Source organism: Methylophaga sp. UBA2496, assembly GCF_002341635.1.
Taxonomy (GTDB): Bacteria; Pseudomonadota; Gammaproteobacteria; order Nitrosococcales; family Methylophagaceae; genus Methylophaga.
The window spans coordinates 160659-177425 of record NZ_DDOK01000005.1; the positions used below are offsets into that span (position 1 = coordinate 160659).

The following is a 16767-nucleotide window of genomic DNA, read 5'->3' on the forward strand; positions in this document are numbered from 1 at the left end:
CAGGTGGCGCAGTCTCTGAACTGAACACGTTTTTGTCTTCACTGGAGTTTTGAGAATCATGAGCACAGGATTATTCTGGTTTACCAATGATCTGCGACTGCATGATCAGCCTGCATTATGGAAAATGCAGTCGGTCGATAAACTTATCTGTGTGTTTTGTGTTGATCCTCAGTGGTTCAGACCAAATGGATTAAATGCTAAAGCGATGGGTGAGCGTCGTTACCAGTTTCTGTATGAATCCCTGTCGGATCTTAACCAGCAATTACAAGCAGTAGGGCAGGTGCTGATTATCCGGCAGCAAACGCCACATTCCGCACTGACAGAATTAATTGAAATGTATCAGGTCGATGTAATTGGCCGTAGCCAGCATGCTGGCGTCTATGAAAACCGGCACTGGCATTTGTTGCAGCAGCAATTTCCAGATCATCAGTTTTTCACTGAAGTCAGTCATACGTTATTTACTGCCGAAGATCTGCCATTTGCTGTTAAAGATCTTCCAGGAAGTTTTACGCAGTTTCGCAAACAGGTTGAAGATTTGCCACTGCCAAGACCTATGTCATCCCCACAGCAGTTACCTCCTCCACCTGGGCCGATGGCAATCGAGGCTCTGTCATCACCCGTTTTAAAAAAATCTGTTTTTAAAGGTGGAGAAACGGCTGGCTTAATGCATATCAGTGCGTATTTTGCAGCAGATTTGCCGGCAGATTATAAAAATGTCCGAAATGAACTGGATGGCTGGAACAATTCGACCAAATTTTCACCCTGGCTGGCTCAGGGGTGTCTTTCAGTCAGGCATCTGCTTTCCAGACTCAAACAATACGAACAGCAGAAAGTCAGTAATGATTCAACTTACTGGATTTATTTTGAACTGTTATGGCGTGAATATTTTCAATGGTATGCCCATCGATATGGTGCCAGATTATTTCGTTTTGACGGTATCAAAAACACCAGAAGCCGCCGTTGCTATTATCCGGAGCGATATCAGAAATGGTGTAATGGCAACACGCCTTATCCGTTAGTGAATGCCTGTATGAAACAGTTAAATGAAACGGGCTATATGTCCAACCGTGGCAGACAGATTGTCGCCAGTTATTTTATTTATGAGTTGAACCTGGACTGGCGGTTTGGCGCGGCCTATTTTGAACAGCAATTGCTTGATTATGATGTGGCTGCCAATTGGGGCAACTGGCAATATATCGCTGGAGTGGGGGCTGACCCGCGTGGTGGACGACAATTTAATATTGAAAAACAAACGCGACAGTATGATCCTGAAGGGGAGTTTATCCGCCGCTGGCAGGGTGATATTGATATTATTCCCCTGGATTCTGTCGATGCTGCTGACTGGCCAATTATGCCACCTCCCAGACAATGACACTGTGTTTGAGATAACAAAGCCAGGACCATCTACAGCAAAAAAATCAACGTATAATGCGGCGTCATTTAAGATTGACCAATAAGTAACATATTTGAATTGCCATTACGGCGTTCTAACACTGATAATTGCTGTAAATACCTCAAAATGCTATCCGGAGAATATATGACACTTGCCTTTGCTGCTGTGGTGCTCGGTCTTGCCTTGCTGGTTTGGAGTGCGGATCGATTTATTGATGGTGCTGCCGTCTCGGCACGCTATTTTGGAATGCCACCGCTGTTAATCGGTATGGTGATTGTTGGTTTCGGCACTTCAGCCCCTGAAATGGTGGTTTCTGCTTTGGCTGCAACCCAGGGAAATCCGGGATTGGCTCTAGGCAACGCTTATGGCTCAAACATAACCAATATTGCATTGATTTTAGGATTGACTGCCGTATTGAGTCCTATAGCAGTACATTCACAGGTCTTACGCAAAGAACTTCCTATATTAATCGCGGTAACCGCGCTTGCTGCGTGGCAATTAGCCGATGGTGAATTATCCAGATTTGACGCCGGTATTTTGATACTGGTGTTTTTTGTATTGATGGGCTGGACCATTTATCAGGGAATGCAGAAATCGCCGGATGCATTCGGCACTGAGATGGAAGCGGAATTTAATACCGAATCAATGTCTTTGAAAAAAGCCCTGATATGGTTATTTGTCGGTCTGGTATTTTTGATTATCAGTTCACGGGTTTTGGTTTGGGGTGCGGTTGAGATTGCCACGGTTCTCGGCGTCAGTGATTTGATTATTGGTTTAACCGTTGTCGCTATCGGTACATCATTGCCTGAACTTGCCTCCTCGTTGATTGCGGTAAAAAAAGGTGAGCACGATATTGCGTTAGGCAATGTGATTGGCTCCAATTTATTCAACACGCTGGCGGTAGTAGGTATTGCCGGATTGATTCATCCGTTTGCAGTGCCAGATGAAATATTGACCCGTGATGTAGCGATGATGGCGGGGTTAACTATCCTGTTGTTTATCTTTGGCTTTGGTATCGGCAGACAGGGACGAATCAACCGATTGGAAGGCGGCTTTTTCATGCTGGCCTTTGTTTCGTATACTGCTTATCTAATCAGCACTATCGTTACCTGAGCAGGCCTAGACATGATGGATTGGTTAATACAACTGTGGGAACAGAACTCGGCATTAATTCTGGCCATTGGTTATAAGCTGGTGATGACGGTGGTGGTATTGATAGCGGCTACCATCATTTCCCGTTTGATACGACGTGTATTTAATAATGCCAATTTCAAGTTTAATAGCATCGATCCGGCGGTCATCAAACTATTCAGTTCAACCATGGCTTATCTGGTCTATGCCGTTGCGGTTTTAATTATTCTGGATATGTTCGGCTTTAATACGACCAGTATTATTGCTTTGCTTGGTGCGGCAGGATTGGCAGTGGGTCTGGCGTTGAGAGAGACACTGAGCAATATTGCTGCCGGTATCATGTTGTTGTTTTTAAAACCTTTCCGGCTCAATGATTTTATTCAATGTGGTGAACTGGTCGGAGGCGTGCGTGAAATCGGTTTGTTTACGACTATTCTGGAAACACCGGATGGTTTGTATATTTCAGTACCCAACAGTCGTTTGTGGGGGGCTCCCATCACCAACTTTACCCGTAACAGTAAACGGCGACTGGAAGTGATTGTTGGTATTTCCTATAGCGATCCCATTGATGTGGGGCTGGAAGTTCTCAACAATATTGTGAAAAGCCATCCAGCTTTACTGGAAACGCCCGCACCACAGATTTTTGTCTCTTCAATGGGCGAGAGCTCGATTCAATTACATATGCGAGCCTGGACCACTATTGATGTGTACTGGAATACCTATTGGGAGTTGAACAAGATTGTCAAGGAGCAAATTGAAGCGGCTGGATTGACAATTCCATTCCCTCAGCGGGTGCTGACGCTTGCCGATAATTTAACCGTTTCGCAAAAGCAAAATGATCCTGAATCCGAAGCCAACACCAAATTGAGTCAGCACTAGGGCTTGTTGATCTTTCATCTCCAGCATTGGTCGCTTTGAAATATTTGCAGCCCAAATATATTTGTGACTTGCATCACATAAATTTTTATAAGATACTCCCGCTCTTAAGTGTTTGATTACTAAGGATTGGGTATGAAGACGGGGCTTGGCGACGTAGATGATGAATGTCTACAGGTCGTACTGGACATAATCAGTGATGGCGTATGGGATTGGCACGCAAACACAGGATACGTATACCGTAGCCCTGGATGGTTTCGGATGCTGGGTTATACTGCCGCAAATACACCTGCTACTGTCGCATTTTGGGAACAATGCCTGCACCCGGAAGATTCTGGGCGTGTTCTGGAACATTTTGATAATTATATTCATAACCATGCAAGCACCTACCAGATTGAATACCGCCTGCGTAAGTCTGATAATAATTATGTTTGGATAGAGGATCGCGCCAGAATCATTGAATGGAATGAAGATGGCTCGGTCGCGAGGATGATTGGAGCGCACCGTGATATCAACGAGCGTAAACTCAATCTGGAGCGACTGGCGCAGCAGAATCATTCGTTGGAAGATTTGGTAGAAGAACGAACTCACCAGCTTATCCAAACCAATGCCGAGTTGGAAAGTAAAATTGCTGAAGTTCAACGTCTGGCCGAAACAGATACACTCACTGGTGTTGCCAATCGTTATCGGTTGGAAAAAACACTGGAACTGGAAGTGGAACGAGCTGAACGTTTTCATCAACCGTTATCGGTGATTGCACTTGATATAGATGATTTTAAAATCGTCAATGATGAGTTTGGTCATGCCAATGGCGATATGGTTCTGGTACAAATGAGCCGGTTGTTGAAAAAGAATATCCGTGAAATTGATTTGCTGGCGCGCTGGGGCGGTGATGAATTTATGATTCTGTTGCCAAATACCGCGCTTGAAGCCGCAGCACATACCGCCGAAAAACTACGTCAACTGATTGTTGATGCCAATCTTGATAAACGTGCGACGATAACAACCAGTTTTGGGGTGGCACAGTTACGTCAGGGCGAGTCCGCCATGCGCTTATCGATTCGTGCCGACAACGCTTTGTATCAGTCTAAAGAATCCGGAAAAAACCGAATCAGCTCCTAGGGATTGTTGATCTTTCATCTCCGCCTCTGTTGTGAGCTGAAAAAGCCTCAATCAAGGCATGATGAACGCAGTTTGTGAGATACATCCATCTATCTCACCCCCTTTGGGGCTGACGCTCAAAAACGTTTATCTCCATGGATGGATGTATGCAAAAGCAATGTCTGGAACATTGCTTGTCCCGGCGTTTTTGTAGTTATTCTGAAAAAGCGACGAGAGCGCAGACCTCCCTGGCGCGCCGGCATACTGCCCATCCGTGGAAATAAGTGGCGCTTTATTCAGTTACAACAGAAGCTTTAAACTAGCCTGGCCCAGAGATCATGTTCATCGGCTTCTTCAAATTCAACTTCTACAATATCGCCGACGTTTAAATGCGTTGCATGATCGATAAATACCTGACCATCAATTTCCGGCGCATCAGCACGACTACGACCGACCGCACCTTCTTCAACCACTTCATCAATAATTACAAAATCACGTTTGCCGACTTTCTGTTGCAAACGTTGAGCACTGATTTCAGCTTGTTTGGCCATAAAACGGGCCAGACGTTCTTCCTTAACGTCTTCCGGAACCGGATCAGGAAGCTGGTTGGCCACTGCACCATCTACCGGTGAGTATTTAAATGCTCCGGCTTTATCCAATTGGGCTTGCTCCAGAAAATCCAGTAATTCTTCAAACTCACCTTCGGTTTCACCTGGAAAACCAACAATAAACGTACTGCGTAAGGTAATTTCCGGACAAATCGCGCGCCAGGCTTGAATCCGTTCCAGATTATTCTGAGAGGAGGCCGGACGCTTCATTAATTTCAGGATACGCGGGCTGGCATGCTGAAATGGAATATCCAGATACGGCAAAATCTTGCCTTCAGCCATCAACGGAATGACGTCATCAACGTGCGGATATGGATAGACATAATGCATCCTTACCCAAATGCCGAGTTCACCTAAAGCTTTGGCCATGGCGGTAAAGCGGGTGGCAATTTTTTCACCCTGCCATTCATATTCAGCGTATTTCAGATCCACACCATAAGCACTGGTATCCTGCGAAATCACCAGAATTTCTTTTACGCCGGCATCCGCCAGGCGTTTGGCTTCTGCCACCACCTGATTAACGGGGCGGCTGACTAAATCGCCACGCATTGACGGGATAATGCAGAAGGTACAACGATGATTACAGCCTTCGGAAATTTTCAGATAAGCATAGTGGCGGGGAGTAAGCTTGATACCTTCTGGTGGTACCAGACTGATAAACGGATCATGGGGTTGAGGAAGGTGTTTATGCACTGCTCCCACCACTTCCTCCAGCGCATGAGCACCAGTGATTTCCAGCACTTGAGGATGTTTTTCACGAATGGTGTTGTCACGGCTGCCCAGACAGCCGGTCACAATAACTTTGCCATTATGTGCAATGGCCTCGCCAATACTTTCCAGTGATTCTTCCACCGCGGAGTCGATAAAGCCGCAGGTATTTACCACGACTAAATCTGCATCGTCGTAATTTGCAGAAATCTCATATCCCTCGGAACGCAGTTTGGTAATAATACGTTCGCTGTCGACCAGCGCTTTGGGGCAACCGAGACTGACAAATCCGACCTGTGGAGCTTTCATAAGCGTAACCTGTGACTGGTAGAGTGTAAAAGGCCGCTATTCTATCGCGTTTGATGGGATCTGTTGATCTTTTCATGGTCTCCGGCAGTGTGGCGATCAAAGATCAACAGGACTTCCGTTGATTGCAAATCCATAAATGCAAAGCAGCCAAATTGTACTGAGCAATTGTGTGTCCTGGTTTATCCGCGCATAATTTACAGTACCAGTGGCATACCCGAGGTGACTGTGATGATAAAAGCGATTTTATTTGATATCAGTGGTGTATTACACATGGATAACATGCCGATTGCCGGTGCCATTGAAGCACTTCATCTGGCACGCAATGAGCAATTGGTGGTGCGTTTTGTGACCAATACTTCCCGTAGCACCAGTACCGACACACTGCAATCCTTACTGCGAATGGGGTTTGATTTAAGCGTTGATGAAGTTCTTACCGCACCGGGTGCTGTGAGATTAGCATTGCAGCAACGCGGGTTACGTCCATATTGTCTGGTGCATGAAAAACTGCGTCCGGAATTTGCCGATTTGGATCAGAATTTGCCTAATGCGGTTGTGGTAGCGGATGCGGCTGAAGGTTTTACCTACGAGAATATGAACCGGGCATTTCAGCTGATAATGGATGGCGCGCCTTTATTAGGTATAGGACTGAATCGTTATTTTCGCCAGAATGAACAACTGCTTTTGGATGCAGGCCCTTTTATAACTGCGCTGGAATATGCCTGTGATGTCGAAGCCGAGATTTTGGGGAAACCGGCCAAAGGCTTTTTTCAGACAGCGGTTGAGTCAACCGGATTTACAGCAGAAGAAGTGTTGATGATTGGTGATGATGCTTTTGCTGATGTAGAAGGGGCTTTGACAGCAGGATTGCGGGCATGTCTGGTGCAAACAGGCAAGTATTCACCAGGCGACGAAGATAAAATCCGTCAGCCTGGTGCCTGGGTCTGTCATTCCGTTGTCGATGCTGTTAGTCGAGCGGTGAAACAACCTTAATCTCATTCAAACAGATAAGCGCCATAGCCGACAACACTGTCTTTTTTGCCAACCACATCACCCGAGTTACTCAAGGACATGATTTGACCTGACATGTTTTCATTTCTGGCGTATTCCAGAAATCCCCGGATAGCGTCACATCCGCAGGCATGAAATTTATCTATCTCATGGTTATCCATACTGATAATGGCCTGAGAAGTAAACTGATCAATTTTGCGTGCCGTTTCATAATCCAGATAATGGCTAAGATCCGAACTGATCACAATTAACGATTTAGCATCTTTGGTGGCTGTTCCCAAAACGTCAGCTATCAGTGAAGTACTGGCCTTGCCGGTTAGCAAAGGCACAATTTCAAAATGTTTTAATGAATACTGCAAGAAAGGTAACTGTACCTCCAGACAATGTTCGTTGTCATGCGGACTTTCGTAGGTTTCTACACCTTTAATCCGACTTAAATGTGGGTAGATTTTTTTGTCTATCGCCACACTACCCATAGGACTTGCAAAATAATCAGCCTCACTCATTGCAATGCCCTTAAAGTCTGTTCGGTGAGATGGACCAATTAAGATGACACGTTCGATATCATCGGCAATCTCACCCAGCGACTGATAGGCTGCGGCGGCCACCTGACCGGAATAAAAATATCCTCCATGCGGCACAATAAGTGCTTTGGCACGATGATGGATATGGTCTGAGGGTTTATCAAACTGTTTGTCCAACAACTCTTCAAGCTCTGTTGAACGGGCGGGATAATACAAACCTGCAACTGCACTCGGGCGAATCGAAATCATGGTATTTATCCTCAAGTCTATGGTCTGCGATGCTCATTATTTATTAAGAGCAACTCAACGGCATTCCTTGCGCCTTGCCTGATATATTTTCAGCCACAACAGAGCTGGCTCTGAAAGAAAACATACCCTAACGAAGGCTTTGGATGATCGAGTATTCGCTTCAATTTGATGATTTTCAAGCGGGCTTTTTGCCGTTCAAAACGATCAATCCCCGGACGCTAGAGTTGCTGGGCATTGATCGTTTACAGGAATTTTTCCCTAAATATTATTGTGGTAGAGATGAGACAGAGTGGTGCGCAAACCACTTATTTTTCAATGATTTACGCTTCCCCTTTTTGCAGTAATAGTTCATATTCTTCCATGGTGATAATGCCTCCTTCCAGGGCCACTTTGGCTTTCTCCGCATCATCGATGACATCCTGAACCGCGTCCAGACGTTTCCAAACGGGTAAGGGGGTCTGACATTCAGCTTTGGGTACGTAACGTGATTCGCTGATACGTTTATAGCGATGAATATAACGCGGACAATTCTGAAACATATCTTCAATGGTCACTTTAACCACCAGTTCGGCTTCATGGAATAACGCGAGATCTTCAGGATCACGGCTCAGTTCAGCAGTACCATGAACCCGAACGCGATGCGGCGTTTCAAAATCGATAAACAGCATGCCGATTTTTTTATTGGCATCAATATTCCCCATCGACAGATACATACCGTTACCATCAAGACTTGGAAAGGCAAGTGTTTTGTCATCGAGAATTTTTACAAAGCCAATATCGCCGCCTTTGTGCGAACAGGTTGGAAAACCACGGTGATCGACTGTGGACAGGAAAAAGAAATCACGGCTGGCAATAAATTCACGATGCTGATCAGTAATGTAGTCCGTGATAATGGCTTCACCAACCCGATCGGCGAGTTTTTCTTTATTGAATTCCTGTTGTAGCTGTCGATGTTGTGCGCCATAGATTTCAGTCATAAATTTTCTCTCTGTTGTTTGACTTTTGAGTGGTCGACAGTTGAGCATTGTCTTGGTGGACTGTCAAATGGTCAACAATCCAGCCAGGGCGCATTTCGTGCGAAATAATTTTGTAAATAAGCAATGAGAATCTGACTACGCCGTGGCAGGTAACGTGTTTGAGGATACACCGCAAAGATACCCAGCTCATTGTCATGCATATAATCCCGCAAGATAACCTGCAGTTGTCCAGACTGTACTGCCTGATAACAGATAAAGTCTGGTGAGGTGATGATGCCTTGTCCGGCAATGGCGGCATCACATAGGAAATTGCCATTATTAGCCGTAAGTTTGCCTTGTAAGTGCAAGTTAATCAGGCTTCCATCTTGTTGAAACTGCCAGCTTTCAGAGGTATTCCTATAATGCAGAACCGTGTGATTGTTAGTGAGATCGGTTGGGATGATGGGGGTTCCATGATAGGTCAGATATTCCGGACTGGCACAGACCACCAAACGGGTAGAAGACAGTTTTTTGGCAATCAACGTTGAATCCTCAAGCCTGGATATACGTATCGCTAAATCAAATCCATCCGCAATCAGATCCACCAGTCGGTCATTAAAGTCGATCGACATTTCAATTAATGGGTGTATCAACTGAAATTCCTGTAAGGCGGGTCCCAAATGCATCAGACCAAATGATACCGGGGCCGAAATCCGCAGTTTACCGCTGAGTTCTGCTTCAATATCAGAGATCTGTGCTTCTGCTTCGGCGATATCATCCAGCAGACGTAGGCAATGTTGATAATAACGATGTCCGGCCTCTGTGAGCGTCTGTCGTCTGGTGGTGCGTTGCAACAAGGTGACATTCAGCCGTTTTTCCAAGTCCTTGAGCCTACGGCTGACAGCTGACTTAACCGTATCAAGTTGATCAGCTGCGAGACTGATACTGCCAGCTTCCACAATCCGTTTAAAGGTTTGCATATCTTCAATCTGGTTCATTGCCGCTTCCTTTATTGTTCATTTTATATCAACAATAATTTCTTTATAGCATTGTTTATCTAAATATCAAGAACTATAAAATGGCACCGTACTTATCTAATAAAGGATATAAAAAAATGTTTAGCAATATTACCGATCTGGCGGGACGAATTTTTCTTTCCCTGCTTTTTCTCACGGCAGGTTTAAGCAAGCTTGGCGCAGGTTATGACGGCACTGCCCAATACATGACTGCAATGGGCATCTCATCAGCGTTACTACCGGTGGTGATTGCCACTGAAATCCTCGGGGCAATTGCGATTATTGTTGGATTTCAGACTCGCATAGTGGCCTTTTTACTGGCTGGATTTTCGATGTTATCGGCCTTGTTTTTCCATCTTGATTTTGCCGATCAGATGCAAAGCATTTTGTTTATGAAAAACATCGCCATTGCCGGTGGTTTTTTAGTACTGGTCAGCCATGGGGCGAAACGCTTTTCTATTGATGCGGCTTTTGCCACACATAACAGAGGAATTTAAAGATGACACAATTAAACGTATTACATATTAACGCCAGCAGCCGTTATGACGGTTCACTGACCCGGGCGGTTTCAACACAATTGACAGAAATCCTTGCGGGACAAAATGAAATGACATTGCAGCAACGTGATGTGGCTTCAGGACTCACGTTTATTGATGAAAACTGGATCAACGCCAATTTTACCGACCCCGCTGATCGTAATGCAGCACAAAAAGAAGTTCTGAGGTTTTCTGATCAGCTGATTAACGAAGTCAAAGCGGCGGATGTACTGGTTCTGGCAGTACCTATTTATAACTTTGGCATACCGGCTGCTTTGAAAGCCTGGATCGATTTGGTCGCCAGAGCCCGTGAAACCTTTCGTTACACTGAACAGGGTCCGATCGGATTGCTGGAAAATAAAAAGGTCTATCTGGTGATGGCATCAGGTGGAGTATCGTTAGAAAGTGATGTGGATTTTGCCAGTAATTACCTGAAATTTTTTATGCAGTTTATTGGTATTACTGATGTCACACTGGTTAATGCCAATCACTATTTTGAACAGCCGGATAGCAGCGATAAATTGGCTGCATTAATTGCGGCGTAAGGAGGCCATCATGGCACAACAACGTGAAGTAAAAAAATGGATCCGTGGCCAAATGACTTCGGATGGAGCCGGGGTAACGTTAAGACGGTTAATTGCCTCGCATGAAATTGATATGTTGGACCCGTTTTTGTTATTTGATGCATTTGGCAGCGATAAACCGGAAGATTATATCGCTGGTTTCCCGCCACATCCGCATCGTGGTTTTGAAACGGTTACCTATATGTTAGCGGGCAAGATGCGGCATGAAGACAGTGCCGGTAATGCCGGTGTGATTGAAAGTGGTGGAGTGCAGTGGATGACAGCAGGACGTGGCATTATCCACTCGGAAAAACCTGAGCAGGAAGATGGGTTGTTAGCAGGTTTCCAGTTGTGGGTGAATCTGCCATCCGAGCAGAAAATGATGCCACCGCGATATCAGGAAAAAGCGGCCGATGAGATCGCAATAGAAACTCGTGAAGCTGGTTTGACCGTCAAAGTCGTTGCCGGTGAAACCATCAATGGCACCAAAGGCGTTATAGATAACAGCTTTGTCGAGCCAGTGTATTTCGTGATTGATGCGCCGGCTAGCAGTGTGTTTGAAGACAATATACCTGCAACACATAACGCCTTTGTTTATGTGGCAGCAGGACGAGTCAACATTGGTGATAAACCGACCTCCATCGGCGCCTCGCAGCTGGCAGTATTAAAAGAAGGCGATACGGTAAAAGTAGAAGCAGAGCAGGACAGTACTTTTATTATCGTGGCGGGCAAACCAATTAACGAACCGGTTGAGCGGGCGGGACCCTTTGTGATGAACACCCGTGCTGAACTGGAGCAGGCATTTACAGACTATCGCAGTGGCCAGTTTGCCTGATATAACGAACTGCTCAGTCGTTTAATGTTCTTTAATTTATGAGAGGATAAGCGTTTAAATTATGGAGTTCGCTATGAATGCTGGTGTTTTGTTCGACTATTGGATCATTACGATTGCCGCATTGTTTGTCATTGTGAATCCGCTAACAACAGCATTTATGTTTGTTTCACTGTTGCCACGAACTTCAGAAGCCACCCGCAAAGCCGTCGCTAAACGCTCAAGTCTGATTGCTACGGGAGTGTTTTTTGTCTTTGCTTTGCTGGGTGGTCTGATATTCAAGATCTTTGGTATTACGATTGAGGCATTTCGCATTGCCGGCGGTCTGATTTTATTCGGTATTGCCATGAGCATGATTCATAAAGGACTGGATGAAAGCGAAACTAGCAATGCTTCTGATCCGGCTATTGATGGCAAGATTGCCAAGGATATTTCTGTGATTCCTCTGGCTATTCCCTTTATGAGTGGCCCCGGGGCTATCGCCACAGTGATGATTTTGACCAGTGAAGCGCCAACTGCCTGGCATTTATTACTGGTGTTTGCTGCGATTATTCTGACAACAGGTTCGTGTTATCTGGCGATGGTTTATTCACATTTTCTGGTGCGTTATCTGGGTGAAACCGGCAAAGAGATTATCACGCGGATCTTCGGCATTATTCTTTCAGTGATTGCTGTACAGTTTGTAATTAACGGCGTGCTGGAGATATACGCTGGTCTTTAATCAGTATAGCCTCAATCCGATTTTGATGATTTTATCGCCTTCCACCTCATTGACTACCCAATGGATGCCATGCCAGTCCACATCATCACCAACTACCGGGTGTCCTCCCACACGGCGTGAAATAAAGTCACTTACAGTCATGCCATATTCGGCAGAGCTGATAACCAGTCCATAGGCTTTGGCGACATCAGAAAGTAATGCATCACCGCGAATATTGAATGAGCCAAAAAACGCTTCTTTCTGTTTTAGTTTGGAATGACCACTGAAGATTTGATTCAGTGCGTCCAAGTCTTCATTACGACTGATCACGCATATCGTGTCATTGAGTTTCAATTCAGTACTGCCTTTAGGATGCAGCATGACATCATTGCGAAATAATGCGGAAATCAGCGTACCCGATGGAAACCTTATTAACCGTATAGGTTGACCATCCAGCTGTTCGTTTTCAATGCGATACACAAACAACTCATAATCATTCTGCGGCAATATACCCAATGCACCCCGATGATTTGGTTTAATCCCGACCGGTACTTCAACGCGCATCCAACGTGCCATTAACGATAATGTGCTGCCTTGAATTAACAGTGACAGCAACACCACCACAAAAGCAACGTTGAAATATAAAGACGCATTTTCCACACCACCTATCACCGGAAAGATAGCCAATACAATGGGCACTGCGCCTCGTAAACCCACCCAGGAAATAAAACCGATTTCGCGCCAGCGGAAGCGAAAAAAAGGTTTAACCGAGAGAACTACCGCAATCGGTCTGGCAACAAAAATTAATGCTAATGCGATAACCAGAGCGGGCAGTGCGTATTGCATCAATTCACTTGGATTTACTAACAGGCCCAATATCAGGAATAAGCCAATCTGGCTGAGCCAGGCCAGGCCATCATGTACCGGGAGTATGAAATTTAAATGCCGTCCCGGCCGATTGCCAATCATCAGGCCACAAAGATAAATGGCTAAAAAGCCACTGCCGCCAACCGCTCCGGTAAGACCAAAAACACTAAATCCAAGCGCTAGTGCCAGCATGGCATAGAGCCCCGGCGCCAGGTCCAGCCAGCTGAGTAATCTGGCTATTAACCAACCGCCTCCGATACCGATAATCAGGCCAAAACCAAATTGCTGAACAAAAAATAAAATGGTCTCAAGCGGTGCACCAATTTCGCCAACCAGTACTTCCACCAACATAATCGTCAGAAATATTGCCATCGGGTCGTTGGTGCCGGATTCAATTTCCAGTGTAGCGCCGACACGTTCATTCAGGTTGATACCGCGACCACTAAGCATGGAAAAGACAGCCGCTGCATCAGTGGAACCTACAATAGCGCCAATCAATAATCCTTCAAATACACTCAGATCAAACACCCACATGGCAAGAAAACCGACACTGCCACTGGTCAAAAGTACGCCTAACGTTGCAAGGGATAATGCCGGTTTAAAACCAACGCGAAAGGTTTTGAGTCTTGTGCGTAAACCACCATCCAGCAGAATCATGGCTAAGGCGAGATGGCCTATCAGAAATGCCATTGAGTAATCATCAAACTGGATACCCAGAATACCTTCTTCGCCTGCCAACATGCCCAGGGCCAAAAAGATAATCAATAAAGGCAGGCCAAATTTTGATGAAAGTCGACTGCCGAGAATGCTCAAAGCAATGAGCAGGCCGCCGAGCAGGAACAGTGTATTGATAAAATCCATGTTAAACCTTGAACAAGTGTAAAGAGAATTATTACATACTCGTCGGTTGCATTTTTAAGGATTAAGTGTTTCAGCAACAATTATTGTTCAGTGTCGCTGCTTATTGGCAATACAAAAAAACCGGCAATCGCCGGTTTTTTTGTGCATTTTAAACAGAGTCAGGCCTGTTTGAGGAAAGGGTAATCGATATAACCTTTTTCATCACCACCATAAAAGCTTTCCGGATCTGGTTTATTGAGAGGGGCATCGATGGCAAACCGTTCCGGCAGATCCGGATTGGCAATGAATAATTTTCCGAAAGAAATCAGATCCGCTTTGCCTTCTTGTAGTGCTGCATTCGCAGATTTATAGTCGTAATTGCTGTTGGTCATATAGACGCCATCCCATAAGCTACGCAATGAGCTGATATCAAAATACGGACCCGCAATACCCGGAGTTTCTGCACCCATTTCTGTAATGTGTAAATAGCCCAGCCCGAATTTATTCAGGGCTTTGACCATGTAGCTGAAAGTAGCTTGGGGATTAGAGTCATATAAATCATTAAATGGCTGCAGCGGTGAAAGACGAATACCGACTTTTTCGGGATCCCATATTTCACAGACAGCGGCAGTGACTTCCATAATCAAACGCGATCGGTTTTCGATACTGCCACCATATTGATCCTGGCGTTGATTGGTTCCATCACGTAAAAACTGATCCAGGAGATAACCATTTGCTGCATGAATTTCTACGCCATCAAAACCGGCTTCTACGGCACAACACGCTGCGTGACGATATTGCTCAATAATACGTGGGATATCTGCTGTTTCTATCGCCTGTGGAGTTTCATAAGGTTTCATACCCTCATAGGTGTAAACTTCACCAGCCGGTTTTATTGCAGAGGGGGCAAGCGGTTTCATGCCATCTGGTAACATGGAGCTATGCGAAACCCTTCCACAATGCCAAAGTTGCATAAAGATTAAGCCATCTTCTTTATGTACTGCGTCAGTCACACGCTTCCAACCAACTACCTGTGCTTCAGAATGAATGCCGGGGGTGAGTGGATAACCCAGTGCATCATCAGCAATTTGTGAACCTTCACTGATAATCAGGCCAGCGCTGGCACGTTGCCGGTAATAGGTGACATTCATTTCGGTGGGCACAAGACCATCACCTGCTCTATTGCGGGTTAAGGGGGCCATGACCATGCGGTTTTTTAAAGTCTGACGGCCTATTTTAATTGGAGACAGTAACGTAATATCCTGCGATTCGCTCATGAATACCTCTGGCATAAAAGAAAATTAAGGTTAATAGTGCAGTTAGCGTTGATATTGGACTTACTTTAAAGATCCAAACGTTACCGGCTGCAAATCATTGACGATCATGCAGGATGGTTCAGCAAAGCTTTTTACTGATTGGTTCTGGCCTAATATCTTATCGTTGTAGATTTTTCGCTTTTTGTTTTGCTTCAAGTAAAGATTTAATGAATTCCAGTTTTTCCGGAACAGCGTCGCAACTGTCTACTGCACTTCCGCAACGTGAGCAATTTAATGCGAACCATGCCGCATCAATGACATCGCTGCGAATTTCTTCCTCTACCTGATTTGCCGTACCCACCATCGATCTGGCTCGGGTCTGAATATATCCATGTTGATTTTTGCACTGCATCACATCAATCGGCTGCTTGAAGTCGTATTGTTGATGCAGTTCCAGGCCCACCTGATATTGGTAAAGCATTTCCTGATAAACCAGTTTTAGTGGATCGCCCGTACCAAGCTGAGAAACAGCACCGGCGTTAGCCAGCAAGGGCATGCAAAGTAACAGCAGAATTATTTTAAGTTTCATAGCAGTGTCCAGGAAAAATTCCCATAGTAATCACAGCTTAATGGATTTTTAAACTGTGTGCATCGGCAAATTCCTTACTGATAAACTGCTAAAGGAATTGCTATTTAAAATGTAAACTAACAACTTTAAGGTGAACGCAACGTGAACAGGGGACAGTCAATGATGGCCAGTGAATTGAGAATCGTTGTGCCAGTATCTGAGAGTATTCATTTTGCTATTGGTATCAGTCCGGTAGGACATGTGCTTACCGCGGAATCTGCCAAGGGTATATGTGCCGTTTATTTGGGTAAATCCCCAAAATTGATGATGGCCAGTCTCCAAAAACAGTTTCCGGATGCGAAGTGTATAGATGGTGGAAAGGGGGTTAAAAATACACTTTCCAAAGTGATTGAAGTTATTCATAACCCCCAAAAAAATAGAGACTTTTCGCTGGATTTGCGTGGTACGGTTTTTCAGAAACAAGTCTGGCAAGCCTTGCAGCAAATCCCGACAGGAACCACTGTAAGCTACAGTGACATAGCTGAAAAATTAAATAATCCGGGAGCTGTGAGAGCCATTGCCAGTGCCTGTGGGGCAAATAATATTGCGGTGATCATTCCGTGTCATCGGGTCATTCGTAAAGATGGCTCGCTTTCGGGATATCGGTGGGGAGTCGAAAGCAAACTAGCACTGCTGCGTCGCGAAAGGCTTGTTTTGACAAAATGA

The 16767-nt window shown here is 45.2% G+C and carries 17 protein-coding genes; 10 read left to right on the forward strand and 7 right to left on the reverse strand.

Translation table 11 applies throughout. The features are described 5' to 3' along the window. Positions 1-58 precede the first annotated feature (58 nt). From B2W60_RS07870 to B2W60_RS07885, 4 genes are all read left to right on the forward strand, one after another. Entirely contained in the window at positions 59-1372 is a 1314-nt protein-coding gene (locus B2W60_RS07870; protein ID WP_292359939.1) for a DASH family cryptochrome, read from the forward strand. A 165-nt stretch (positions 1373-1537) separates the two neighbouring features. Next, complete coding sequence (locus B2W60_RS07875; protein ID WP_292359938.1) at positions 1538-2506, forward strand: calcium/sodium antiporter; 969 nt, start codon at positions 1538-1540, stop codon at positions 2504-2506. 12 nt (positions 2507-2518) lie between these two features. Continuing rightward, a complete protein-coding gene (locus B2W60_RS07880; RefSeq protein WP_292359937.1) occupies positions 2519-3403 on the forward strand; it encodes a mechanosensitive ion channel family protein in 885 nt (294 codons plus the stop codon). Between the two features lie 132 nt (positions 3404-3535). Further along, positions 3536-4522, forward strand: coding sequence for a sensor domain-containing diguanylate cyclase (locus B2W60_RS07885; RefSeq protein WP_292359936.1), 987 nt, complete (start codon positions 3536-3538; stop codon positions 4520-4522). A gap of 293 nt (positions 4523-4815) precedes the next feature. On the opposite strand, the gene rimO is transcribed toward B2W60_RS07885, so the two are convergent. Further along, on the reverse strand, positions 4816-6126 hold the full coding sequence (gene rimO / locus B2W60_RS07890) for a 30S ribosomal protein S12 methylthiotransferase RimO (RefSeq protein WP_292359934.1): 1311 nt from the start codon (positions 6124-6126) through the stop codon (positions 4816-4818). Between the two features lie 228 nt (positions 6127-6354). Here rimO and B2W60_RS07895 point away from each other — a divergent pair, with 228 nt between their 5' ends. After that, the gene (locus B2W60_RS07895) at positions 6355-7116 is read left to right on the forward strand and encodes a TIGR01458 family HAD-type hydrolase (protein ID WP_292359933.1); all 762 of its coding nucleotides are present in this window, start codon (positions 6355-6357) and stop codon (positions 7114-7116) included. A 2-nt stretch (positions 7117-7118) separates the two neighbouring features. Here the strand turns inward: B2W60_RS07895 and amrB are convergent, their stop codons facing one another. The 3 genes from amrB to B2W60_RS07910 form a co-directional block, all read right to left on the reverse strand. After that, on the reverse strand, positions 7119-7907 hold the full coding sequence (amrB, locus tag B2W60_RS07900) for an AmmeMemoRadiSam system protein B (RefSeq protein WP_292359931.1): 789 nt from the start codon (positions 7905-7907) through the stop codon (positions 7119-7121). A 320-nt stretch (positions 7908-8227) separates the two neighbouring features. Continuing rightward, positions 8228-8884 carry a pyridoxamine 5'-phosphate oxidase family protein gene (locus tag B2W60_RS07905; RefSeq protein WP_292359929.1) on the reverse strand — a complete coding sequence of 219 codons (657 nt, stop codon included), beginning with the start codon at positions 8882-8884 and terminating at the stop codon, positions 8228-8230. 71 nt (positions 8885-8955) lie between these two features. Then, complete coding sequence (locus B2W60_RS07910) at positions 8956-9861, reverse strand: LysR family transcriptional regulator (protein WP_292359927.1); 906 nt, start codon at positions 9859-9861, stop codon at positions 8956-8958. A gap of 116 nt (positions 9862-9977) precedes the next feature. Here B2W60_RS07910 and B2W60_RS07915 point away from each other — a divergent pair, with 116 nt between their 5' ends. The 4 genes from B2W60_RS07915 (at position 9978) to B2W60_RS07930 (ending at position 12531) form a co-directional block, all read left to right on the forward strand. After that, entirely contained in the window at positions 9978-10376 is a 399-nt protein-coding gene (locus B2W60_RS07915) for a DoxX family protein (protein WP_339612358.1), read from the forward strand. Between the two features lie 2 nt (positions 10377-10378). Continuing rightward, positions 10379-10960, forward strand: coding sequence for an FMN-dependent NADH-azoreductase (locus B2W60_RS07920; protein WP_292359923.1), 582 nt, complete (start codon positions 10379-10381; stop codon positions 10958-10960). Between the two features lie 10 nt (positions 10961-10970). Further along, entirely contained in the window at positions 10971-11813 is an 843-nt protein-coding gene (locus B2W60_RS07925) for a pirin family protein (protein WP_292359921.1), read from the forward strand. A 73-nt stretch (positions 11814-11886) separates the two neighbouring features. After that, positions 11887-12531, forward strand: coding sequence for a MarC family protein (locus B2W60_RS07930; protein WP_292359919.1), 645 nt, complete (start codon positions 11887-11889; stop codon positions 12529-12531). On the opposite strand, the gene B2W60_RS07935 is transcribed toward B2W60_RS07930, so the two are convergent. The 3 genes from B2W60_RS07935 to B2W60_RS07945 form a co-directional block, all read right to left on the reverse strand. Continuing rightward, on the reverse strand, positions 12532-14238 hold the full coding sequence (locus B2W60_RS07935; protein ID WP_292359918.1) for a potassium/proton antiporter: 1707 nt from the start codon (positions 14236-14238) through the stop codon (positions 12532-12534). Positions 14239-14396: 158 nt separating this feature from the next. Then, positions 14397-15494 carry an alkene reductase gene (locus B2W60_RS07940; RefSeq protein WP_292359916.1) on the reverse strand — a complete coding sequence of 366 codons (1098 nt, stop codon included), beginning with the start codon at positions 15492-15494 and terminating at the stop codon, positions 14397-14399. Between the two features lie 157 nt (positions 15495-15651). After that, the gene (locus tag B2W60_RS07945; protein WP_292359914.1) at positions 15652-16062 is read right to left on the reverse strand and encodes a hypothetical protein; all 411 of its coding nucleotides are present in this window, start codon (positions 16060-16062) and stop codon (positions 15652-15654) included. Positions 16063-16203: 141 nt separating this feature from the next. On the opposite strand from B2W60_RS07945, the gene B2W60_RS07950 reads away from it, so the two are divergent. After that, positions 16204-16767 (forward strand): methylated-DNA--[protein]-cysteine S-methyltransferase, encoded by a 564-nt coding sequence (locus B2W60_RS07950; RefSeq protein ID WP_292362684.1) that lies wholly within the window; start codon positions 16204-16206, stop codon positions 16765-16767.